This window comes from Candidatus Nanosynsacchari sp. TM7_ANC_38.39_G1_1, from assembly GCF_004138385.1.
The window spans coordinates 1-22,654 of sequence record NZ_PQNZ01000006.1; the positions used below are offsets into that span (position 1 = coordinate 1).

25 protein-coding genes are annotated in these 22,654 nt (G+C 47.4%); 2 read left to right on the forward strand and 23 right to left on the reverse strand.

Features of this window, described 5'->3' with window-relative positions; genetic code table 11:
• On the forward strand, positions 1–942 hold a 942-nt coding region (gene xerA / locus G1ANC_RS00795; RefSeq protein WP_206660695.1), incomplete at its 5' end, for a site-specific tyrosine recombinase/integron integrase.
• A 35-nt stretch (positions 943–977) separates the two neighbouring features.
• Here the strand turns inward: xerA and G1ANC_RS00800 are convergent.
• The 13 genes from G1ANC_RS00800 to pilM all read right to left on the reverse strand — a co-directional run bounded on the left by G1ANC_RS00800 (position 978) and on the right by pilM (position 12,559).
• Entirely contained in the window at positions 978–2,132 is a 1,155-nt protein-coding gene (locus G1ANC_RS00800; protein WP_129693141.1) for a hypothetical protein, read from the reverse strand.
• Positions 2,129–2,860 (reverse strand): type II secretion system protein J, encoded by a 732-nt coding sequence (locus tag G1ANC_RS00805; RefSeq protein WP_129693142.1) that lies wholly within the window; start codon positions 2,858–2,860, stop codon positions 2,129–2,131. Before G1ANC_RS00805 ends, G1ANC_RS00800 begins: the two co-directional genes overlap by 4 nt.
• Positions 2,850–3,437 carry a type II secretion system protein gene (locus tag G1ANC_RS00810; protein ID WP_129693143.1) on the reverse strand — a complete coding sequence of 196 codons (588 nt, stop codon included), beginning with the start codon at positions 3,435–3,437 and terminating at the stop codon, positions 2,850–2,852. Before G1ANC_RS00810 ends, G1ANC_RS00805 begins: the two co-directional genes overlap by 11 nt.
• On the reverse strand, positions 3,438–4,208 hold the full coding sequence (locus G1ANC_RS00815) for a prepilin-type N-terminal cleavage/methylation domain-containing protein (protein WP_129693144.1): 771 nt from the start codon (positions 4,206–4,208) through the stop codon (positions 3,438–3,440).
• A gap of 35 nt (positions 4,209–4,243) precedes the next feature.
• Complete coding sequence (locus G1ANC_RS00820) at positions 4,244–5,116, reverse strand: A24 family peptidase (protein ID WP_129693145.1); 873 nt, start codon at positions 5,114–5,116, stop codon at positions 4,244–4,246.
• Between the two features lie 67 nt (positions 5,117–5,183).
• Positions 5,184–5,642, reverse strand: a complete 459-nt coding sequence (locus G1ANC_RS00825; RefSeq protein WP_129693146.1) for a type II secretion system protein J — start codon at positions 5,640–5,642, stop codon at positions 5,184–5,186.
• A gap of 78 nt (positions 5,643–5,720) precedes the next feature.
• Positions 5,721–6,926 (reverse strand): type II secretion system F family protein, encoded by a 1,206-nt coding sequence (locus G1ANC_RS00830; RefSeq protein ID WP_129693147.1) that lies wholly within the window; start codon positions 6,924–6,926, stop codon positions 5,721–5,723.
• 3 nt (positions 6,927–6,929) lie between these two features.
• Positions 6,930–8,000 carry a type IV pilus twitching motility protein PilT gene (locus tag G1ANC_RS00835; RefSeq protein ID WP_129693148.1) on the reverse strand — a complete coding sequence of 357 codons (1,071 nt, stop codon included), beginning with the start codon at positions 7,998–8,000 and terminating at the stop codon, positions 6,930–6,932.
• A gap of 12 nt (positions 8,001–8,012) precedes the next feature.
• Complete coding sequence (locus tag G1ANC_RS00840; protein ID WP_206660696.1) at positions 8,013–9,767, reverse strand: GspE/PulE family protein; 1,755 nt, start codon at positions 9,765–9,767, stop codon at positions 8,013–8,015.
• Between the two features lie 20 nt (positions 9,768–9,787).
• Positions 9,788–10,081 (reverse strand): hypothetical protein, encoded by a 294-nt coding sequence (locus G1ANC_RS00845; RefSeq protein ID WP_195157087.1) that lies wholly within the window; start codon positions 10,079–10,081, stop codon positions 9,788–9,790.
• Positions 10,078–10,785 carry a hypothetical protein gene (locus G1ANC_RS00850; protein WP_129693150.1) on the reverse strand — a complete coding sequence of 236 codons (708 nt, stop codon included), beginning with the start codon at positions 10,783–10,785 and terminating at the stop codon, positions 10,078–10,080. Before G1ANC_RS00850 ends, G1ANC_RS00845 begins: the two co-directional genes overlap by 4 nt.
• The gene (locus G1ANC_RS00855; RefSeq protein WP_129693151.1) at positions 10,785–11,510 is read right to left on the reverse strand and encodes a hypothetical protein; all 726 of its coding nucleotides are present in this window, start codon (positions 11,508–11,510) and stop codon (positions 10,785–10,787) included. The genes G1ANC_RS00850 and G1ANC_RS00855 overlap by 1 nt, the downstream gene beginning before the upstream one ends.
• Complete coding sequence (gene pilM / locus G1ANC_RS00860) at positions 11,507–12,559, reverse strand: type IV pilus assembly protein PilM (RefSeq protein WP_129693152.1); 1,053 nt, start codon at positions 12,557–12,559, stop codon at positions 11,507–11,509. The genes G1ANC_RS00855 and pilM overlap by 4 nt, the downstream gene beginning before the upstream one ends.
• Before the next feature lie 94 nt (positions 12,560–12,653).
• Here pilM and ychF point away from each other — a divergent pair, with 94 nt between their 5' ends.
• Positions 12,654–13,736, forward strand: a complete 1,083-nt coding sequence (gene ychF / locus G1ANC_RS00865; RefSeq protein ID WP_129693153.1) for a redox-regulated ATPase YchF — start codon at positions 12,654–12,656, stop codon at positions 13,734–13,736.
• 76 nt (positions 13,737–13,812) lie between these two features.
• Here the strand turns inward: ychF and G1ANC_RS00870 are convergent, their stop codons facing one another.
• The 10 genes from G1ANC_RS00870 to G1ANC_RS00915 all read right to left on the reverse strand — a co-directional run.
• Complete coding sequence (locus tag G1ANC_RS00870) at positions 13,813–14,538, reverse strand: TlyA family RNA methyltransferase (protein WP_129693154.1); 726 nt, start codon at positions 14,536–14,538, stop codon at positions 13,813–13,815.
• A gap of 12 nt (positions 14,539–14,550) precedes the next feature.
• Positions 14,551–16,317, reverse strand: a complete 1,767-nt coding sequence (locus G1ANC_RS00875; protein WP_129693155.1) for a serine hydrolase — start codon at positions 16,315–16,317, stop codon at positions 14,551–14,553.
• Between the two features lie 46 nt (positions 16,318–16,363).
• A complete protein-coding gene (efp, locus tag G1ANC_RS00880; RefSeq protein WP_129693156.1) occupies positions 16,364–16,924 on the reverse strand; it encodes an elongation factor P in 561 nt (186 codons plus the stop codon).
• Between the two features lie 71 nt (positions 16,925–16,995).
• Complete coding sequence (gene rpsR, locus G1ANC_RS00885; RefSeq protein ID WP_129693157.1) at positions 16,996–17,199, reverse strand: 30S ribosomal protein S18; 204 nt, start codon at positions 17,197–17,199, stop codon at positions 16,996–16,998.
• 22 nt (positions 17,200–17,221) lie between these two features.
• A complete protein-coding gene (locus G1ANC_RS00890) occupies positions 17,222–17,665 on the reverse strand; it encodes a single-stranded DNA-binding protein (protein WP_129693158.1) in 444 nt (147 codons plus the stop codon).
• A gap of 25 nt (positions 17,666–17,690) precedes the next feature.
• Positions 17,691–18,044 carry a 30S ribosomal protein S6 gene (gene rpsF / locus G1ANC_RS00895; RefSeq protein WP_244596206.1) on the reverse strand — a complete coding sequence of 118 codons (354 nt, stop codon included), beginning with the start codon at positions 18,042–18,044 and terminating at the stop codon, positions 17,691–17,693.
• Between the two features lie 197 nt (positions 18,045–18,241).
• Positions 18,242–18,874 carry a hypothetical protein gene (locus G1ANC_RS00900; RefSeq protein WP_129693159.1) on the reverse strand — a complete coding sequence of 211 codons (633 nt, stop codon included), beginning with the start codon at positions 18,872–18,874 and terminating at the stop codon, positions 18,242–18,244.
• A 4-nt stretch (positions 18,875–18,878) separates the two neighbouring features.
• Entirely contained in the window at positions 18,879–20,252 is a 1,374-nt protein-coding gene (locus tag G1ANC_RS00905) for a hypothetical protein (RefSeq protein WP_129693160.1), read from the reverse strand.
• Positions 20,253–20,267: 15 nt separating this feature from the next.
• Entirely contained in the window at positions 20,268–20,678 is a 411-nt protein-coding gene (locus tag G1ANC_RS00910) for a hypothetical protein (protein WP_129693161.1), read from the reverse strand.
• A partial coding sequence (locus tag G1ANC_RS00915) for a hypothetical protein (protein ID WP_206660697.1) occupies positions 20,675–22,654 on the reverse strand: 1,980 nt, incomplete at its 5' end. The genes G1ANC_RS00910 and G1ANC_RS00915, both read right to left, overlap by 4 nt.

Sequence of the window (22,654 nt, forward strand, 5' to 3'; positions counted from 1 at the left end):
ACGACGTACAATATTCTTATGGATATGTCAGAGCTGATTGAAGATTTCATGGAGTATCTCCAAATTGAACGCGGACGATCGATCAAGACTAGCGAGGCGTATCGCCACTATCTAGAGCGTTTTCTAGAATTCGCTGGGTTCGACTTAAAGGTTGATAATATCCGCCCAGAGCTGGTCAGAAAATATCGCTTATGGCTCAATCGCTATCAGACAGATCGCGGCGACACTTTATCGCTTATTACTCAGAATTATCACCTCATTGCCCTGCGAGGTTTCCTGGATTACCTAAGTAAGCGCGATATCGAAAGTATGGCGCCAAACAAAATAGAATTGCCGAGAGTTCACCGCAAACAAGTCACTTTTTTGTACAGCGACGAGGTGCAGCGTATGCTTGATGTAGTACCTAATGATGATAGTTTGCCAGCACTTCGCGATAGAGCCATTCTCGAACTTCTCTTTTCTAGCGGACTGCGCGTATCGGAACTCGTTGGGCTTAATAAAGATCACGTCAATATGCAGCGCCGCGAGTTTACTGTCCGCGGTAAAGGACAGAAGGACCGCCCGGTTTTTATCAGCAAACGGGCAGCTGAACGCGTCCAGGATTACTTATCGGCGCGAACCGATTCTTTACAACCTCTATTCCTGAGCTATAGCCGCAATAGCGGCACGACTAGCACTTCTGGCGATTATCGGCGGCTATCGCAGCGCAGCATTCAGCGAATCATCGAAAAATACGCTAAGCTAGCTGGCATCACCAAACACGTCAGTCCGCACACTATGCGGCATAGCTTTGCGACCGATTTGCTAATGAACGGCGCCGATATCAGAAGCGTACAAAGTATGCTCGGACACAGCAGTATCGCTACCACTCAAGTATATACCCATGTAACCGACCAGCATCTCAAAGACATTTACGAGCAATTTCACACCGACACTGAATAAATTTTTTATTCAATTATCTCTATTGTTCTACGGTTTTACTGCTCTTCTGGAATAACTTTGCATGTTAATGCCGAAGGTACCCCTTGATTAGTTACCGAGAAGTCTTTACAAAGACTGCCTGTAATATCAACTGCATACTCAGGATAATTGATATTGCTAGACGAGCTAATCCGGCTAGATACGCGACGATATACATCACCGGCTCGGCCAGTTGAATCGACTTTTGGCTGCACACCGTCAAATTTAATTGTACCATCGCCGATATTATCAAACGATAGTCTAACATCAGTGTCGTTATAAATACTGGTGATTCGCAAAAAAGCCATTGGATTGCCAGCAACAAGATTGCGCGGCAATGTGACATAGGCCGAACAAGCATACTGATGATTATCAAAAGCTTCCGCTGAACACGTAATTGGCGAGACGCCTGCTGTCGCGTTTGTAGCGCTACCAGCAGCACGAACTGCTTGCGGCGCCACCGCATTAAACGCAGTACTATCTAACAAATTTCTCGGCGCGCGAATACCAGACGGACGCAAGAAGGCAGTCGAGACAATTGAGCTATCAAAACTTTGTTGCCCATTAACTGTCGTGCTCTCTGGAACAACCGCCTGGATGCGTAACAGCGCCGGCGCATCAGCTGGCCATTCCACGCGTTTTGGTAAAGTGTCGCCGCCATCAGCAGACGATATTGTCGACACTTTATCATTTTTCATCATCCATTGAAGCCTAATCATAGAGGTATCTTTGTTGACGTGCAGCGGCACAACGCGCGAACTGCCCTCCTTGAGACTATACACCACATCGCTTGTTTGCGAATCAATCAATACACAAGTATAAGCCTGTCCGCTAATGTATTGTAAGTTAGTACCACTCTTGATAGTGATAGCGGTATTACTTATGCTACTAATTATGCCAGCATCTTGTATTGTACTGCAACGTTTAGCAGCAATCGCCTTACAAGCAGCGCTAACCGAGCCGCTGCGCTGGCAAGCCATAATCGCCCGCTTGCCATCCTCGACGCCCGCCACCGCAGATTCGTAGGCAGTGCGCGACAAGTTATTATTGGAAGCGCGCGATTCTTCTTGAACCATGATGCGAATAAAGCCAGTTGATACTACCATTAATAATATGGCTGTAAACATTACAACAATAATTGAAACTAGGCCGGATTGCTTGGAACGCGTCATGATGCCCTCTCTGTAATTATAGTTTCTGCGAACTGATTAATCGCGCAAAAAGTATAGTTATTAGTCTCTTCAGACTGTGCTAAGCACTGCGCATCGCTAGAATTAATTATGCCATTACGATAGGTATCCTCTTCATAAGTACCAAGCGTATAACCAATCGTATAACCAGCCCGGCTATTACTATCGACGAATAGATCGGTCAAGGAAATATTGTGAATCGCTAGACCGGTATCTTTGTCGCCTAGTACTTCTACGGCATTCATCGGAGCGCCCTTAGTAATCACTTTTGGGTATTGCCCTCTCGTCGCCTTGCATAGAGAGCCATCCGGGTCAGCCACGCGGGCAAAAACGATTTTGCTGCGGCTAGGATCATCGTCGTAAACCACGCCAGCACTAGCGTCCCTTGACCTCAAGTTCTCTGGCGTATTCCAAACATAAGTATAAGAGCCAAAACACAATCGGCCCAAACCACCGGTACCGCTATCGCTAGGAGCCACCTGAACGATATCTCGGCCCTTTGCCGACAAACCATCACGCTTTATCATATCGCCAACCTCGCGGCCAGCAGAATTAATCGTTTTAATCGTGATACCTTTGTGATACATGTTCATCAGCTGTATCGTAGTAGTTGCCACTGCCACCAAAAGTATCGCCACCCCAGTCATAGCTAAAAGCAATTCTACTAAAGTAAAACCCTGTATCTGATTTGCATTCTTATTACTTGTCATATATCCTCGTCACCGTTCCTATGGTTAACGGCGCTGCCGCACCAACACTATCCCAGCAAGCATTCACATACACATCGTAAGCTTTAGCAGTATTTACGCCTGAGCTCTGCTCGGCTCGAACAATTTGGGCAAAAACACCGTATGTTTTAGCGTTAATTAAATCAACGTTAGCGTAAACCGAAGGTGGCGAATATGTCGTGTTCAAAACGCGCACCGGCAGAACTGTATCATTCTTTTGATCAACTGACATAAAAAAGGCATTTGTGCCAGTAGCTAAATCAACACGGCCGCCAGGTGCAGGGCAGCCATCTGAGCTGGCACTCACAACGTCAAGTGGATTATTGACCAAAAATTTGCTGCTAGTTAACTCCGCCCACTGCGCAGGATTAGTATCTTTAACATACCTAATAAGGGACACTTGAGCGTCAAGTTGCTGGCGGACAAGCGTAATCTCAAGCGAACGCTGGGCAATCTGCGTACCGCGATTCATAACTATGTAAGTTCCTACGGTCAACAAGCTGAATACCACAAAACTAAACATTACCTCAATAATGGTGTCACCGCGACTATAACGCATCTAGCAACCCTCCCCGACAACTTGTACTGAGCTTTCTAGCGCTGCATCGCGGTCAATCCGCACACCTAACCGCGCGCCAGTTAGCCAGCCGCTAGGGTCAACGCAAAGCCTCGCCTGATTTAACCCGCCTGCCGTTATCGTGTCGCTAACGCTTGTCTTGTTAGAAAAGTACGTGTGGATAACACCGCTGACTGGCGACCGTATGATGGCGATCGAGATTATTCGATCAGTTTTACTCTCATCAATTCGAGTATCCCAGCCGAGCGCATAACTATCAACAGAGTGGCCAGTATTTGAGGTGGTTAACAGCGCCGACTTAGTAGCCGACAACGCGCTCCTATCGGCTGCCCTCTGCAAAAAATCGTAATCGCCTTGCGATAATAAAGCCTTGTTCATTTGGTCTTCGTTTTCTGTCGCTATATACAGCGGCCGTGCTGTAAAGTTAACGCCATCAACCGACGATATAAAACGTCCAACAATCATGCACACGCGGCTAGTGCCTGCCAATACTGTACTGCTATCGCTAACGACTATCCGGTCTTTATCAGCATTAAGCCCGCACTCATTGTGATTTTCTGTGTCATTTTGAACATTCACGGTTTTGTCATATTGGCCTTGGATAAAATCGGCAAACGAGTCAACAGCATCACGATAACGCTGAGCGCCAATAGTACCGCCAACTGTCGCTAATATACCAGCAGCCAGCACCCCCGAAACAGCCAGGAACAACATTACCTCGATAATTGTGAAGCCCCCCGACAACTTATTCATATCACTATTTTAGCATAAGCATCATCACATTGATACTAGAAAAACGATGCAATCACTAGCCAGTCCATAATTCGCGCACCAACAAAAAACGAGATAAACGATCCTAAGGCCAACAACGGGCCAAAAGCAATCTCGCTATTAGCTTTGAGTTTCTTGCTAGCAAGTCCTGGAATCACCAAGACGCAGCCAATTAAGTTAGCTAGAAACAGCCCAACAAAAGCCGTCTGCCACGAAGCCAATATCAACCCCAAGCCAACACCTAATTTCACGTCGCCTAGACCGATCCACTTACCTTTCGATATCAAGTAGAGCACGCCATAAACACCCGACATAATTATTAGCGCTATTGCCAAACTATATAATTTAACGTCATTAACTATAAAATAACGCAACACCACAAAGACTAGCGAGACCAGGCCATACGAAACAGTAAGAAAGTCTGGCAGAATTCGCCACTTGATATCGTAAGCAACTAACATGATTAGAGCTACCAACGATATACACCAAACAGCAAATAATACCCACTGCAACCCCGCCAGGTGCCATGGCCAGGCCAAGAACGACACCATAAATGCCGCCGCGAGAGATAATTCCATCAACGGCTCAAAGTAGCCGATGCGCTTATCGCAATATCGGCAACGACCGCGTGTCGATAGCCAGCTAATTAGCGGAATCAAGTCGCATAAACCGAGTTGGTGCCCGCAGCTCAAGCAGCGCGAGCGGTCTTGCGGCTTCTTGCCCTTCAGGAGTGGTGATAATTTTTTGTATTCGGCCTTGTCGTACGATTCGCCGGCCTTTTTGTCAGTAACAAGTTGGCGAGCTCGCAGCCGCCAGACTTGCGCTCCAGCAAAGCTGCCAAGCACCAGCCCGAATACGCCGCACACTATAGCAATTGATACAACTATCATACGTCTAGTATAGCAAAAAGGTTACGCTTTTGCGCAACCTTTTCAAAAAACTGTAGATATCACAGATTTACGAGTCTAAACAATACGCAGCATGATTGCCAGCCTCTAAGCGCGTAAACGTAGCATACTGACGACGAGTACCACTAATTAGATCCTGCTGCCCGTTAGGGTTTGATGTACCACACCTAGCTCCTAAAACTACAATGATTTGTGCATCGTTAACAGTTATCTGACCACTAAAGTCAGCGATGTTTATATTATCAATACTAGTATTTTCCGATACGCCATTAACGAACCTTCGAAGCACATCTTGGTTTACAGCGGTACCGCCGCGGTTGTTGCTCAAAGCGCTATTATACGCAGCCGATACGATACTAACATCGCTCTTGCGAGCTGTATCGCGCTGGCTAGCTTGCAGTGCTGGCAACGCAATAAACACCATCAAGAAAATCAGTGCAGCAATCGCCAGCACCAAAACGACCTCGATGATTGTAAAACCACGGTCTTTAATCTGTTGTTTTGTCATAATTTAGTTCCACCTTTCCCTTTGAACTTATGCTCAACTGTATTCAGTATAGCGTAGGCCCTTTCAGTTGTCTAGACCTTATCGTACGCTGCCGACTAGACTGTAAATTGGGAATAATACCGCCCCAATCAGCACACCGGCAAATATAGCCAGAATCACCATCATAATCGGCTCAATCATTGTCGAAATAGCTCGGATCTCCTCGTCAAGCTCGTCTTCGTAAGCTTGCGCCGTCTTACCCATCATTTCGTCGATCCTACCCGATTGCTCGCCGATCTTGATCATTTGCGGCACCATCGGCAAAATATAATCTTCTGTCTGTAAGGCAGCCGAAAGCGCTTTACCGCTCTGCACTTTGCCAGCAGCCCTAGTAATCTCTTCGGCTACAACAGCGTTATTGACACCCTCGGCAGCAATAGCTAGCATATCCAACATTGGCACGCCAGTGACTAGCAAGGTCTGCCCCATACGCGTAAACCGCGCCATATAAAGACGACGGAACATGCCTTTGAACGGCGGCATATTAAGCTTCAGATTGTCCAGCAAACGCGAACCCGCTTCGGTACGAACATATTGCCGCGCAAAAAAGATCGCTAGCGCTAATAGAATTAAGGTTAACCACCAAAAATTAATCACAAAATTAGATATTCCGATTAAAATTGATGTCAAAACTGGCAAGGTCTTCTTCATATCAGAGTACAACTTGGCAACCTGCGGCACGATTGTTACCATCATAAATACGCCAACCGCAACCATCACCGCTAGGACAATACCAGGATACACCATAGCGCCGCGAATTTTGCTGACCATTGCTGCATCTTTTTCTTGCTGGTCGGCAATCCGCTTTAGTGCATCATCAAGCGTACCTGATGCTTCGCCAGCGGTAACTAGCGCAATGAAAATTTTGTTAAATACTTCTGGATGTTTGCCAAAAGCCGAAGATAATGTCTTACCGCCTTCAACGTCGGCAATGATTTCTTGGACGATCTCCTGCATTTTTTTGTTGGCAGTCTGTTCAAATACCGTATGCAGGCTTTGCGTCAACGGTAATCCAGCACCAATCAATGTTGCCAGCTGGCGCGAGAAAATGATCTTATCCTTGCTAGAAATTCGGTTGGTAAAGCGCGCTAGCCAGCCGCCCTCGACTTCCTCCTTGATTGATAGCGGCATATAGCCCTGAGCGGTCAGCGCTTTAGCGGCTTCGCTCTCAGATTCGGCTTGAACAAGCGATTTGACAATGTTCCCCGTCGCTTTATCGCGTGCTTCGTAGGTAAACTTTTTCATTAACTATCCCCTGATTAACCTTTCAAATTCGGTCAAGTCAACAGCGAATTCCCGCGCGCTATCATAAGTAATCGTGCCGCTTTGGACCAACTGCACCAATGTGCGATCCATCGTCTGCATACCTTGGTCGGCACCAGTTTGGATAATCGCGTCAAGCTGATGAGTCTTGCCTTCGCGAATAACGTTACGAACAGCCGGATTAGCAATCAAAATCTCAGCCGATACCACCCGACCGCCGCCGATTGCTGGCACTAGCCGCTGCGAACAAATTGCCATCAAAATATTACTGAGCTGCGCGCGGATTTGCGGCTGCTGATGCGGCGGGAATACGTCAATCATACGATCAATCGACTGCGCCGCCGAGTTGGTGTGCAACGTCGCAAACACTAAGTGTCCGGTCTCGGCAATGGTAATCGCCGCCGAGATCGTCTCGAGGTCGCGCATCTCGCCGATCAGCACCACGTCTGGGTCTTGGCGCAGGCTAGAGCGCAGTGCCGCTGAGAACGAATAGGTATCGTAATGAACTTCGCGCTGCACCACTACCGATTTTTTCGACTTGTGCGTAAACTCAATCGGGTCTTCGATAGTAATGATGTGCTGCGATTTTTCAGAGTTGATCTTATCAACCAGCGCCGCCAGAGTAGTCGACTTGCCAGAGCCAGTCGGCCCAGTCACCAGCACCAAACCGCGCGGGTAATCGGCAAAATTCATCACTACTGGCGGCATACCGAGCTCGGTCACCGACTTAATCTCATTTGGAATTAAGCGCAGCGCTGCTGCTAGGTTACCACGCTCATGGAAAGCATTAACCCGGAATCGTCCGAGCGTACCGAAAGCAAAGCTAAAGTCAAACTCTTTGTCCTTGAGGAGGATCTGCTGCTGATCTTCGTCGAGGATCGCAAATACCAGCGACTCGACTTGCGCTTCATCGAGAGCATCAAAGCCAGCAATAGCTATCAATGTGCCGTCAATTCGCAGCATCGGCGGCAAACCAACTTGAATATGCAAGTCGCTAGCTCGGCGCTTGATGACTTCCTCTAGTAAAACTTCAATCCGTAATTCTTGTTCTGGCATTGTCCCCTCCTTTTATGCTGTGTCTGCCGACGTTACGCGGTTTACTTCTTCTAGTGTAGTAATTCCTTGCAAGGCTTTCAAGTAGCCGTCTTGGCGCATTGTAATCATACCATCCTCGACTGCTTTGCGCTGGATCTCGTTGCTAGTGGCCCGGCGAACAATTAAGTCTTGGATACCTTCATTTACATCCATTACCTCGTACAGCCCAGCCCGACCACTATAGCCATGCGGCGTAGCTGGCGTATCGCGACCTTTGACCAGCACGTAGGCCCGTTGATTGGCTAATGGCAAGTCCTTGTAGCCCAAATCCTCGGACACGCGCGCTACATCCTCTTTGGTCTTGGGCAATAAATGCCCCACCGTCTCGAGAATCATCTGCGTCTCAAGCGGGTTCGACCAGTAAGCATCGCGATGCGGCGACACGCGGCGCACTAGCCGCTGGCCAATTACTGTGTTGACCGTGCTAGCAATCAGGAACGGCTCGACATCCATATCGAGTAGGCGCGGCAACACTCCGGCCGCCGAATTGGTATGCAGTGTCGAAAACACCAGATGTCCCGTTAGTGCTGCTTGTACGCCAAGGTTAGCCGTCTCGCTATCGCGCATCTCGCCAACCATCACTACGTCTGGATCTTGGCGCAAGATACTGCGCAGGCCATTAGCAAACGTCAAACCAACGTCGTTATTAACCTGGATCTGATTGACGCCGTCCATTTTATACTCAACCGGATCCTCAAGTGTCACAATGTTAATCGCGTCAGTTTTGATTTCTTTAATCAGCGCGTATAAGCTGGTCGATTTACCGCTACCAGTCGGGCCGCTTGTTAGAATCATACCGTTAGGACGCTTGATACCTTTGCGAATCATTCGCAGCGCCCTGCCCACATAGCCCATTTGCTCGAGATCGAACGTGTTACCAGTTTTATCAAGCAGGCGAATCACTACCTGTTCGCCCCAAACAACCGGACTAACAGCGATACGCAGATCGACTTCTTTTCCGGCAACATTAACTGCAAATTGACCGTCCTGCGGAATGCGATGTTCGTCGATTTTCAAATTGGATAAAATTTTGATGCGGCTAACTAGTGCTGGCTCAATACTTTTCGGCAGCTGCATAACCTCGCGCAGTACGCCATCGACGCGGCAGCGTATTTTCAGCGATTTTTCGAGTGGTTCAATATGCACATCGCTGGCGCGGCTCTTGACCGCATACTCTAGGATAGTGCTCAATGCGCGGCTAATCGGCGAATCCTGGACGATAGTTTTGATATCGCTTGACGATTGAATAGCCTCGGCCTGAGTAGCCTGCGCTGCCTCGTCAACGGTTGATAAGTCGGTTTTATACTGGTCGAGAACATGACGAACGCCTGCTTCCGATGCCATAAAGACCTTGAGCGGCCGCTGAATACGGTTAGCTAAATAATCTACCGCCTGGACGTTATTGGCATCAATCATCGCCACCGCCAGACGATTGTTCACCTCGGCTAGCGGCACTGCCATGAAGCGCTCGGCGATATCGCTCGGCAGCAGTGATAGGATACTCTGGTCAATGATACTAGCCGTCAAATTAACATACGGCACACCCGAAACGTGAGCAATAGCATGAGTCAACAGCTCGTCGTCTATCTCGCCGATATCTTCCAAAACCGTCAACAACGGCTTGTTTGTTTTAGCCGACTGCTTAGTGGCTCTATCAATAACCCCGCGAGAAACTAAGCCCTCGTCAACCAAGAGCTTGATGAGCTTCTCCTGAATGTCATCGGTCATCAGCGCCACTAGAAAGACTCCTACCTATTTTGATTCTGACTACGATCCTGGTTTTGGCTCTGGTTGGCTGCGGCATCAGATGAATTAGGCGAACTAGACGAACCAATTATTGTTTCTACTGTCGGATTTATGGCATTAGAATTAAAAACTTCCGAGCTTGGCTCTTTTACATCACTGCTCATTTTCTCGATAGTGCTAACACTAGTACCAACCCGCGGCGCCTTAAGCGCAGGAATATTGTTACCAATAGTAAACGCTATTAGCATAGATAAACCGGCAATCAGTACAATCATCGCTATATCGCTCTTCTTCACGGCTTTATCCCCTTCTTGTTAAGTTGAACTGTTTTGCCTGGCAAGTAATAAGCATGTCCAGAAATTGACATCGTAAACTTAGAATCTGACGCTTCAATCGTTGATTCGTCAATATCAATCACGCGAATTGACTTCTCAAAATTACGCAAAACGTCGCGTAAAATATCTGCATTACTGGCTGATAATTCCATCGTAAAGGCTATCTGTTGAACGCTTCTAGAATTATCGGCATTGTTGTCGCTCGACGAGCTGTTATTTTTGTTACTGTCAGAGGAATTTTCGTTCGAAGAAACTGTTTGGAAAGACTCAAGCTTAGCGCCAGGCACTCGACCAACTAAATTCTGCACAGAGGCGCCAAGTGCTAGCGAGTTGTCGTCAGCTGGCAAAGCATCCAAGATAACACGCAGCGGATCTTCCTTGTCGTTAAGTTTTGCAGAGCCGAGTGCCGAATTGGTGTTTAACACGCGGATATTGTCGCGCAAACCGTCATACGTCTTAATATTACTATCAAGCGTCGATGTTGTTTGATTCTTTTCGGCTAGAACTTTCGTTTCAAAAACTATACGCTGTACTAGAAAACCGCCAATAACCAGCGCAAAGCCAACCAAAACCGACGCGCCTGCCACCCAGCCGAACATTACGCGGCCGCTACGATCAATTTGCCGGCGCTTATTTAGCGAGGTATCTTTCTTTGCTTCCGCCATTATTTATCCTCCTTTTTGTTTGAAGTCTTTGCCTCAAACAGCGAATCTGGCACGTGCTTTTTTGAATCAGTCACGTCTACCGAGCCAGTCGGCGAAACGATTACTAAGCTTTTAACGCTGTTCGACAACAATTCTTCGGGATAAGAAAACGTCAGAGTAAACGTCAGTTTCTTCTCTCCGCCAGAATCTTCGGCATACGCCGTGTTGGTAATTCTCACAGAGCTAGATAGCGGCGTTTCTGCAGATTCCGAATCTTTCGTGTATTTCAATTTAGTATTGAGAATAGTTTTTTTGAGAGCGTCTACCGCATTAAAACCGCCAGCGGTTGAGCCTTCTATGGTAATCGTTTTTTCTGACGCATTATAACGTACTGTTGACATAGTTACGTTGTTTGGCGCCTGCGGATTAACCGCGCTCAAGGTGTCAAAGATGCGTGAATTAACACCTCGATTGCTACTGATCATATCAATCTGAGTTAGCTGATTCTGAATGGTCAAAAGATCATTAATATCTGGTTTATCGCTAAGTTCTTTATATTTGCTTTTAATAGAGTTATCAGCCTGGCCGCTAGCAAACTGCAGCGACCCCAAAGCAAGCCCCAGCACAATCACAGCACCTGCCGCAGCTGCAGCCACTAACATTGATACCGATATCACCGTATTACGAACCCGCTGAGCGTGCAAATATTCCCGCTTAACGTCTGGTATTAGGTTTACTTCAATCATGACAAGTTTCTCCGTTTCGCCAGGCCAACCGCCGTAGCAAACTCGTTAGCAATCGGCGCTAGTTGCTGCTGCATGCTCTGCGAGACATTTATATTTTGCCAAGGGCTAGTTGCAACCGCTGATATATTAATCTTGCCCGCCAGATACGAATCAATCTGCGACACAGTTGCACCGTATCCCGACAACAAAGCTTGAGAAACTGCCACATCTTCATACCTATTCTGAAAGAATTTAATCGATTTTGACAGTTCAGAAGCAAAATTATCAAGCGTCATCTCGACAGCACGGAAGACTTGCCCTTCGAGGCGACTTTGATCTAGACCAAATTTCAGGATAAACTGGCGAGCCTGATCCTCTTGGACACTCAGGTTCTGAGCTACAGCCTTAACTAGCGAGTTCAGCCCAGTCGGAATCGTTCTGATTAACCGCGGCGTATCGCCATAAGTCAAAGCGATATCTGTCGATAACTCGCCCATATCGACAAGCATATAAGCTGAATTGCTAGCAGTCGCTGGCACTAACGCTCGCACCATCGCTAACGGATCTGGCTCTTCAGCTATCACATTCAGGCCAAGCGATTCAATTAACTCCAAACGTTCTTCGCTATATTGCTTGGACACGCTAGTGATTAATACTTCGTTTTGGTTTTGCGACTTTAGCGAACCGCCTAGCAATGCCCAGTCAACTTTCGCCTCGTCACTGCTCATCGGAATATACTGATCAACTTGGTATTTCATAGTCGCCCGCAGTTCCGCTTCGCTCATCGCTGGTACGTCGATAACCGTAGTGAAGGTCTTGCTCGACGGCAAGCCAATCGCCACATTCTTAGTACGGATACCAGACTGGCCTACTGCCGTCATCGTGGCCTCGCCGAGCCGGCGCCGTGCTTCTGGCGAGTCGCTCGCGGTAATTTTGTGATCGACAGGCACATATCCGTATGCAACCAGATTCCAACTGCCCTGGCCAGAAGCAGCTAGCTGCAATACTCGCACCGCGTTGGTACCGATGTCGAGTGCAAAGAAATCGCCCATCCCTTTTTGAATTTTCATATACCTTATATTATGCATAAGCAAAGTAAAAAACGCAAGCTTTTTAGATAATTACTTTTCAGACAATACCCTTTAAATGCTATAATGTAGGATTATGAGTTTATCTATCGGAATTGTCGGTTTGCCGAATGTCGGCAAATCCACGCTTTTTAATGCTTTAACTAATAATAATATTTTGGCGGCCAATTATCCTTTTGCCACTATCGAACCAAATACTGGCATCGTACCGGTACCCGACGAGCGCTTAAACGTCCTCGCCAAAATGTACCACGCCGAGAAAATTACCCCAGCTACCGTGACTTTTGTCGATATTGCTGGGCTGGTCGCCGGAGCTTCCAAAGGCGAAGGCTTAGGCAATAAATTCCTAGCTAACATCCGCCAATGCGATGCCATTGTCCACATCGTCCGCGCTTTTGAAAGCGACGATATCGTTCATGTCGAGAATATTATCGATCCAAAACGCGATATCGATACTATCAATACCGAACTAATTCTGGCTGATCTGCAAACGCTAGAAACTCGCCTGACTCGCCTCGCCAAAGAGGCCAAAGCCAACCCCAAAGCTAGCACTATCAAAAATCGTTTAGAAGTGCTTGCTGAAAAACTGCGCGCTGGCACGCCAATTAACGAAATTTCCGGCGTCGATCCTGACGATATCGCTGATTTACACCTTTTGACTGCCAAGCCAGTAATTTATGTGTTCAACGTCAATGAAGAAACCCTGGCTAGCGAAGACAAGAAGCAGAGCCTGCGCAATCTCGTGCCACACTCTCGCAGCCTATTCATCTGCGCCAAGCTTGAGGACGAAATTAAAGGCCTTAACCCCAGCGATACGCTTGAACTCTTACAAAGTTATGACGTACCAGAAGACGGACTAACGCAAATGATTCGCGCCGCCTACGATTTACTCGGACTGCAAAGCTACTTAACTGCCGGACCGAAAGAGGTTCGCGCCTGGACAATCCACCAGGGCTGGACCGCTCCGCAAGCCGCTGGCGTCATTCACACTGATTTCGAAAAGGGCTTTATCGCTGCTCAAGTTGTTAATTACGACGATTTAGTCGCTGCTGGCTCAGAGGCTAATGCTCGCGCCGCCGGCAAAATCCGCACCGAAGGTAAAACTTACGTCATGCAGCCAGATGATGTAGTTGAATTTAGATTTAACGTTAGTAAATAATTTAGCATTTAATCGCTTAGATTTGATATAGCTTAGACCAATTTGCCAGCGAATCACCGGCCAGCCGCATAAGCCGCTAACAACTTCCAGCTTTTCTCAATATATAAAACCGCTCCAAGTTGCCGTGCGCGCCTTTCACTTCGCTATCTGCTTTATTAATAATTATGAAATTAGCACGCGCCCACTGCTCGAACTCACGCAAGATTGCCCGCCGCACGCCGTCATTCTTGACGATACCGCCACGAGTCAGCTGTTGGCGTTGCGCCTCAAACTGCGGCTTAGCCATTGCTACTATCGTTGTATTTTTATCAACGATTTTCGCAACGTGCGGCAAAATTTGCCTCAGACTAATAAACGACACATCGATCACCACTATATCCGGAATTTCACTTGGCACAAAATACCGAATGTCAGTTTTTTCATACAACTCAATTCGTTTATTGCCGCGTAAGCTCGGGTGCAGCTGATCGGTGCCAACATCCACAGCGTATACTTTATTCGCGTCGTGCTGCAACGCAAAATCAGTAAAGCCGCCAGTGCTGCTGCCGACATCCAATACCGTCTTGCCGCGAAAATTCAAATTAAAAGCTTTTGTCGCGCCCGCCAATTTTAGTCCGGCCCGCGACACGTAACGCTCTGACGCTGCTAATTCAATCGGCGCCGATTCATCAACGAACAATCCTGGCTTAGTTGCCGCCCGCCCGCCAACACGCACACGTCCCAAACGAATCCAATTCTCGGCTTCCGAACGCGAGCCCACCAACCCGCGCGCCAACATCAATTTATCCAACCGTTGCTTCATTCCTCAATTCTACTATGGATACATAATCCGCTCAATGTCGCGGGTCATCGCGGCAATTGCTGCGTACGATTTACCCTGAGTCATGATCGTCATTACATATGTGCCGCGCGGATGCCGAACAATCGCCGTATCGTGCACGTAGTTCCACAAAAAGCCAACCTTATCATAAACTTCGCGCGCTTGGCTACCCGTCGGTATACCATAACGGTATGGGTGGTGCGACAAAGAATACAACAGCCGCTCGCGCTGCGCTCCGCTAATTAGCGAGCCAGTCTCCAATCCGACCATGAACTTCGTCAGATCACCCGCCGACACATGAGTTGCCTGCGCGTGCGTGAAAGTCACTGCCCGCGAAAACCCTAATCGGTAAACAAAATCATTCAGATTTTGCCGGCCAAATCTATCTAGCCACGCCACCGCGCATGGATTAGTACTGGCAATAGTCATCCGATCAAAGCAGCCCGACACTGTCGTATCAAGCATCGGGTCGCTCCAGCTAATTCCCCCGGCATTTATCTCATCAAACAAGCGCTTAGCAACAAATAGTTTATAAGTACTAGCACTAACGACGCTCTCCTCGGCATCGGCGTCAGCGGACCAACCAACACCGCCTAGTTGGCGAATCGAAAACCAAGCACCATTACGTGCCTTATCACGTACATAAGCTCGCAAGCCATCTTCGGTAGGAGTATAGCGGTTATTATAAATTACGCTAGGTTCAAGATCAGTCATTGCTGCCAAGATCACACCGCTACCTTGACCTCTCAGTAAATAATCAGTGACTGGCTGCACTATTGAATCAGCGTCAACCTGACTACCCTTCTCACCCGTCGTCCGCGAGACTTCTCGCCCGTTCTCAATATTGATATTTGTCTGGCCAGCCGGACGTCCAGCTGCTTTTGACCAATTATCAATTGATTTTTGTAGTTTTTGCCTGTTAATCACCAGGGTCGTGCCACCTTCTGCTGTTTCGCCAAACTCTAGCCACGAAGCTTTCTCGGCATCGCCAACTGCAAACGTCTGATCGGCAGCGCGAATCGTCAAAGGACGAGCCAATGCTTGCTCGGCTTGATTACGGACAGAAGCGAACGCCGTACTGCGCCGCGACGCCTCTTGTAACTTAGCATCAATTCGAAGCTCCGTCATGCCAGCAAATGAATACTTGGTTGTTTGCAGCACGTTTTTGATAGCTTGCGCGCTCACCAAATGTCCTGGCACATCATTAACCGCCGTTAGCTGACCGTCTTTAAACGCCACGCCAGCGTTTATTGGCGGCCGCGACAGTTGCGAACTAGTTTTTTGTGCAAAAACCTCTAATGTCGGCAGCGCGAAAGCTAGATCTAGCGTTTGCACATTTGGCAGCTGCCAAAATATCGAAAACGGCACCAAACGCAGCCAAAATGGATAGTTTGCCAATTGGCGCGCCATCTCTTCAGCCTTGATATCAGCACCAGCTTCACTTAGCGTATAAATACCGCTCGGTTTGCCGCCAATAATAAATTTAATTTTCGACCGCTGGAATACTAACGTCGCTTGGTTAGCCAAATCTGTCTCACTCTGCCAACCAACCCAGCGGCCATTCATCCGCGCTAGCGGCAGCGCTCGATCAAGCGGATACAATATTTGCACAGCCAAAATCGCCGCTACAACAAAAAACGCCGCCCAAACTAACATCCGGTGGCGTTTTTGCTCGGGCATTGCCGAACGATATGTTTGTTTAACTTTTTTGTGCAGGCGTTTAGCACTACTTGCAGCGGCACGCGCTCGCTTGTTAGTCATATTTACATTTTAACACGCTGCGAAACACTTATTTTAGTTTAATAAGCTATTTCTTGCGTTCGCGATACTCTCCTGTAGACGTGTCAACCGAAATAATATCGCCAACCTTTATAAAAGCCGGCACCTTAACGACCGCGCCTGTCTCAAGCGTTGCATCTTTCAAAACGCTACTAGTCGTATCACCTTTAACCACCGCCTCTGTATAGGTCACTTCCAAATAAACATTTTTCGGCATCTCGACGGTAATCACCTTACCGTCAAAGAATTGCAAAGCCAGCTCGTCGCCCTCTTTCATGAAGTTTTTAGCTTCGTCAACCAAATCGGCCGACAACTCAAACTGCTCAAAACTATTCGGATCCATGAAAAAGAAAACTGAACCGTCATTGTATAAATATTGGACAGTTTTGCTAGTCACCTCGGCTGGCTCAATCTTATCTTGGCCTTTAAACGTTTTGGGAATAACCGCACCAGTAATTAAATTCTTCAATTTGACATTAACAATAGAACCGCCGCGGCCCATAACTTTCTGGTTGTAGTCAATCACTCGATACGGTTGACTGTCGATTTGGCATACTACGCCTTTTTTCAAATCAGTTGGTTGATACATTTCATCTCCTTTTGCGTCTTTAGAAATACCCTTCAGCGCACGACAAAGTATTTCGTACGCTGGAAAATTCCCTAATCTCGCGTCACAAACGGTAGCAGCGCCAGATGACGCGCCCGCTTTACCTCGCGAGCCAGCATCCGCTGCAATTTAGCACTCAAGCCCGTCTTGGAAATCGGCTCGATTTGGCCGCTCACCGGACTAATGTAGCGCAACAGTGTCTTCACCTCTTTATACGAGAATACTACTGGAGCATCCTTGCGCATTTTTTTTGCCATATTATGTAATCCTTTCTAATCGTTAAAATGGGATCTCGCTTAAGTCGATTGGCTTATCGTCGATATCCTCGACGACCACATCTTTGGTGCTAGTCGCTGGCGGCGGTGTCGATGCCGGTGCATTACTGTCGTTGCGACCGCCAACAAAGTTGAAATCTTCGACAACCACCTCAACAGCTGAACGCTTATTACCGTCTTTATCTTCGTAACTACGCTGATCAAGCCGACCGCTCACCAAAAGCGGCGCGCCTTTTTTGACATATTGCGAGATAATCTCGCCCGGCTTGCCCCATGCTACGCAGTTAATGAAGCTGGTCTGGTCTTGCTGCTGACCGTCTTGGTTGCGCCAACTCCGGCTAACCGCTAAACTAAAATTAGCTACGCTCTGACCGCTCGTCGTTGTCCGCAGTTCAACGTCGCGCGTCAGATTTCCCATTAATATTACTTTATTAAACCCCTTTGCCATGATAGATCTCCCTCCTATTTATGGCTTAATCTTCGCTGCTTTCAGTCTCGCGTTCAGCCGCGCGTTTCTTGGCCTCTGCCAAAGTAGCACGCGCCTTATGATCTATTTTGACCAATAAATATCGAATAACTTCGTCGCTAATATTCAGTGCGTTGCTAATCTTGAGCGGCGCGTCCGCTGGCAGCTCGACATCCATCGACACATACACCGCAAAATCTTCGCCTTTGATGCTGTAAGCGAGGCGATTTTTGCCCCAATTGTCCTCAGCCTTAACCGAACCGCCGTTATCGGCGATCAGCTGCTTGACTTTACCAAGCACCGTATCCAAATTCGCCTCCAAATCAGGCCGAATAAGAACCGTCAGCTCGTATTCTCTCATACATTACCTCCTTGGTATCCGTACGGATGGTTACGTTATCTCACGCAACCTTAGGTTTAATATCACTAGTATTATAACCTATCCGCCGCAAAAAAGCTAGCCGCCCGCAGCCCCCATCGCCTCTGCAGCAAAAAGCAGGCTCCGCATGCTATATATACTACCCAATTTACAAAAAAGAGACCTGCTATGGCTAATTGCTAAGTATGGTTAGCGGCATATTCGTCGCCATACATCATACTACCCAGAATATTTCGATCGATAACCTCGACAAACTCCGCCGCTGTTTCTTTAATATTTTCTCTAACTTCTAAACTATCGCCAGCTTCTCGGCAGCTCTGTACGTTTTTCCACAATTCCTCAACAATATCAGATCGGATAGTCTTCATCACAGTATACGGATTATTTATCGCTAATATCGTATCAACATCCATCTGAGCAATATGCTCCGCCAATTTTATAATAGCAGCATCATCTGAATTCTGAAATGCTCGGCGAAAACGTTCCATACCGAGACCACCCGGCTCATCTTTATACTCTTCGGCAGCCTGGCAAATTCCATCTAAGTTCTCGTCTATGATACTAAACAAGCGCCGCGTGCTACCTTCCAAATCTGATTCCCTGTCGTCAACAGTCGAAACATATTTCGATAGCTCTCCTTTTGCCTGCACTAGAAAATCCCGGATTAGCATTCGGTTGCCAATTCCCTCAAGAACTACATTATGCGGCAGCTTTTCTGACGCCTCCTTAATCCTTGCAGAATCTTTTTCATCTAGTCCAGCGCGAAAATCAGCAGACAAATGATTAACGGCTTTTTCAGCGATCCCTCCCATATCCTCATAGTATAGCATGGCTGCCCCCTTGCTTTGCTACCAGACGCCCGCGCCGGTACTGGCGGGCTCTTTCGATATTGGTTAGATTAGCTCTTGTCACCCCGTCTTTGCGATACGGACGCACAATATTCGTTCCCGGAGGCATATGAATGTCCTTTACCCCTAAACGCTCAGCCTCTCTAATCATTTTCATTATCGTGGATTCAAAATCGAAGTCAACCGCAGAGTGAGAACCAGTTATATGCGCTTTCTCTCCTGCTACCGCGGAATAATGCGCCGAGAAATACGCCTTAACAGGGATCTTTTCGCCGGCATACAGCCAATCGACTGAAAGCCCGTACTTTATCCTTTGTTTATTAGCTGCAATCAATTGTACTTCAATTTGATCTTTTATTTCGGGATATTGGCCAATCAGCGAAATGTAGACTTTCCTAAGCTGCCAGCCGCTAATAGTCCAATCGTCCAGCAGCACAACCCTCAAATGCTCTTTCTGCGTCTGCGCAATATCATCTCGATCAACAAGAATCCTGCCGCCGTACTTTTCCCAATCTTCCTCGGTGAAATTGGCTAATATATTGTCAAGCAAAGACTCATCGCTCTTTATCTGATTATCGTAAATCATCTTTCCTTGACTATTTTTTGACTTAGCAATCTCGCCAGCGATAACGCAAATTTGCAATTTGGCATCCGCCTCGAGGAGTGCTTTCCAATTGGCGGCAATGCCAGCCACCGCTTCCTTGTATTCTTTTTCGCCAATAAACGTCAAGCTCTCGCGCATGAATTGGGCGTCAACTGCATATTTACCACCCAAGGCTTCTATCTTGGCAAGAAACTCATCAAGCTGGTGTAGCATTTCGTATTCTGTCAGCTCCGCCCTATCGCCCCTATAATAATCTTCTGATGTTTTAGTACTTAAAGACTTGTCCGCTCCAGCAATATACGTGATAATATTACTTCTGTCTTCCTTATCGTCTGCCAATTGATCAGCTAGGCGGGGAGCAACCTTGACTGACTTTCTCAATTCTAGTAGCCAAGCCGCCTCTTCAGGGCTGATTTCATTGTCTGCCGCGGCTTGGTCAATCTCGGGCTCAACGCCTGGCGATTTCGTCGGTACGAGGCGGTATTCATCAGTATAAGAACTACCGCTCTGCGCTGCATTTATCCCCGATTCAATATCTAGCTCTCTATCATACCTATCCGCCGAATATTCTGACATAATTTTGGGGCTTCCATTCTCAGGAATAACCAGCACTGGCGTAAGCTTTCTTTTGAGACGCCTAAGTCTTCCCATCGCTGCCCAAATCAGATCAATTACTGGACGTTTATCGGCAGCTTGCTCGGTGCTATCATCCGAAGTACGCTCAAAATCTTCGCGCATAAAACTTATCTGTCATTATGGCCGCCAGGCTCTTGCTGCAGTGCGAGTTTTTTCCCAAATCCGCCCCAACGTGTTACATGTATCAAGGTTCGCGTCTTGCGCGGTAATCTCTTGCATGGTAGCCTCCTGCGGGTCATCTTTACTGGGAACAATTTTGTACACACGACATTCGCCAATCCCTCCATTTTCACTAGCCTTGTATTCAATACGATATATGTCAAATTCATCTTCAGACAGATTACCATGACTATCAAACCGAGCCAGATTAACATCCATAGAAGCGTCGTCGTCACCCTGCGCAAAATGATACATCGCACTCGCTACATCCGCCAAGTATCTCCTCGCAAACGCCTCGTAATCGTCAGGTCTCGTTGGCTCCACTTCTGAATCTGGCCTGTCAATGCCATAACATACTTTTTCACTCATTGTCTATCTGCTCCTTTCTCATATACACACGTCCATCCATTCCAGGTTTCCGCCATTGTAAATGTTCCATCCCCTTCATCGTCTCTAGTTTCAATATTAGCATAACCTGTTTCATCTACCCAGTCATATGTTACTCCATCTAAACCGCTAACAACCCTAGTCCATGGAAACGCCTTAGAAATCGCTACCGCCGCACCTCTGCGCCGCTGAAATCCTTTGCCAAGCGTAAGAGGCTCAAATCTATCCTCTTCTCGTACAAGCGGATGACACGAATTTAGTACAATAGTATCTATTACCAAAGCCGTAACAAGATCGCGCAGACCCTTCTTATTACGCCACTCCTGAGAATCTGGCGATATTCTTTCACCAAACGACATGGTAAACGCATCTTCGCTGCCATGGCCAAACAAGATAGCCGCATAGAACGTATTGCTGTTGACACCAGCTCTCTCTAGCTTTTCTACTATACCAGATAGCATATCGGTATGGCCTATCTCAACAGCAAACATGTCGGTAGATTTTATGTTGTGATATTTATACGCGGCGCCGTTGTGATCGCCGGTAAATCCCCTGATAATTATCGTTGCTGGGTTGCCAGATTCCGTACGCCCAGTCTCTAATATATGCAGTGTACCTCGCAAGACCTCTGGACTCCAGTCAGAAAAATGCGTTATCCCCAGCTCTTCGCCCAGCCTGTTGGCGTTGCTCTGTCCAATCTCGCGAATGGTTTGGACATAGTCATTGTACCTATACACCTGATGATCTATACTCTTAGAAGAGTACGAATCAACCATACCTACAATACCGCAAGTCATTATCTTAGGATTCACGTCTGGCAAACGTCCCTCAAAGTACTTCTGTATCAAATCGCACCGTCCGTAGACGTCGGGCTTCATCTCGCCTTTATCGTCATATACCTCTGTCTTTTTTATACAATATTTAATTACCGCACGATCAAGTTTCTCTGCTTTATCCTCATCCTGCTCGCTAAGCAGCCGGCGCAGCGGTTCCGGAAAATCCTCTCGATCTCTAGCATCCTGCGGCCAGCGCTCCGGCGGAAAACCATGATCCGCTAGCCAGGCTGCGTTCGCATCAAACCCTCGCCACCCCACTGAATTCGCAGCAGCCTCAACAACCTCGGCCACCTCGTTAACAATTCCATCTTTAAACTCTTCAGCTATCTCCCTAGGTAGCACAGCTTCGGCGCTCATTAAATGAGTTACAGCCTCTTCATGTTTATAATAGCGGTTGAAGAAATCGCCACTATCACTATTTTTGAGAGAATGTGTCGAGTCAATCTGCTCCTGCATAGCACGCCGCGCACTATCCATAAGTTTTGGCATATGCCTATAATGTTCTTTGAAAAACGCTGCAACATTCTTTTTTGCCAAATCCAGCAAAAAAGAATGTGTAAAATAATGGAAGTATTCTTTATCATTATTAAGTCTATCGTCATTCGCCAACAATTTTCTTACATTAGGCACTAGCTTCTCTATTTCTTCATAATCGCCCCGCGCGATACTTCCTGCGAAATCAGGAAAACTCTTAGGAGCAAAATTGCCGTTAAAGCCATCCACGTCAGCCCGAAACTCCCACCCTTCGTCAATCTTATCAATTCTTCGCAGAGTCAATTCGTCAAGTTCTTCTTCCTCGTGAAAATCCTCGCTTTCAGAATCGCCGCTCGCATTATCTGTAACCTCATGACTCTCGTCAGCACTACGCCAGCCAGTCTTTTCCGCCAGCCGAGACGCTAAACCAGCCACATATCCTCCTATCCGCCACAGCAATCGAGGTTTCCGTTCATCATTACTGGCCCCTGCCTCTAATAAAGGCACTCCATCAGGCACAGGAAGAAGCGCCGCTTTACCAAGGTCGCCAGCTTTATCCAGCCCCGACGCCAGCAGTCTATCAGCGCCAGGCACAGACCCATCTTCGTTAGCAGCGGTAATCAATTCTTCTGTCATATTTGTTTTAAC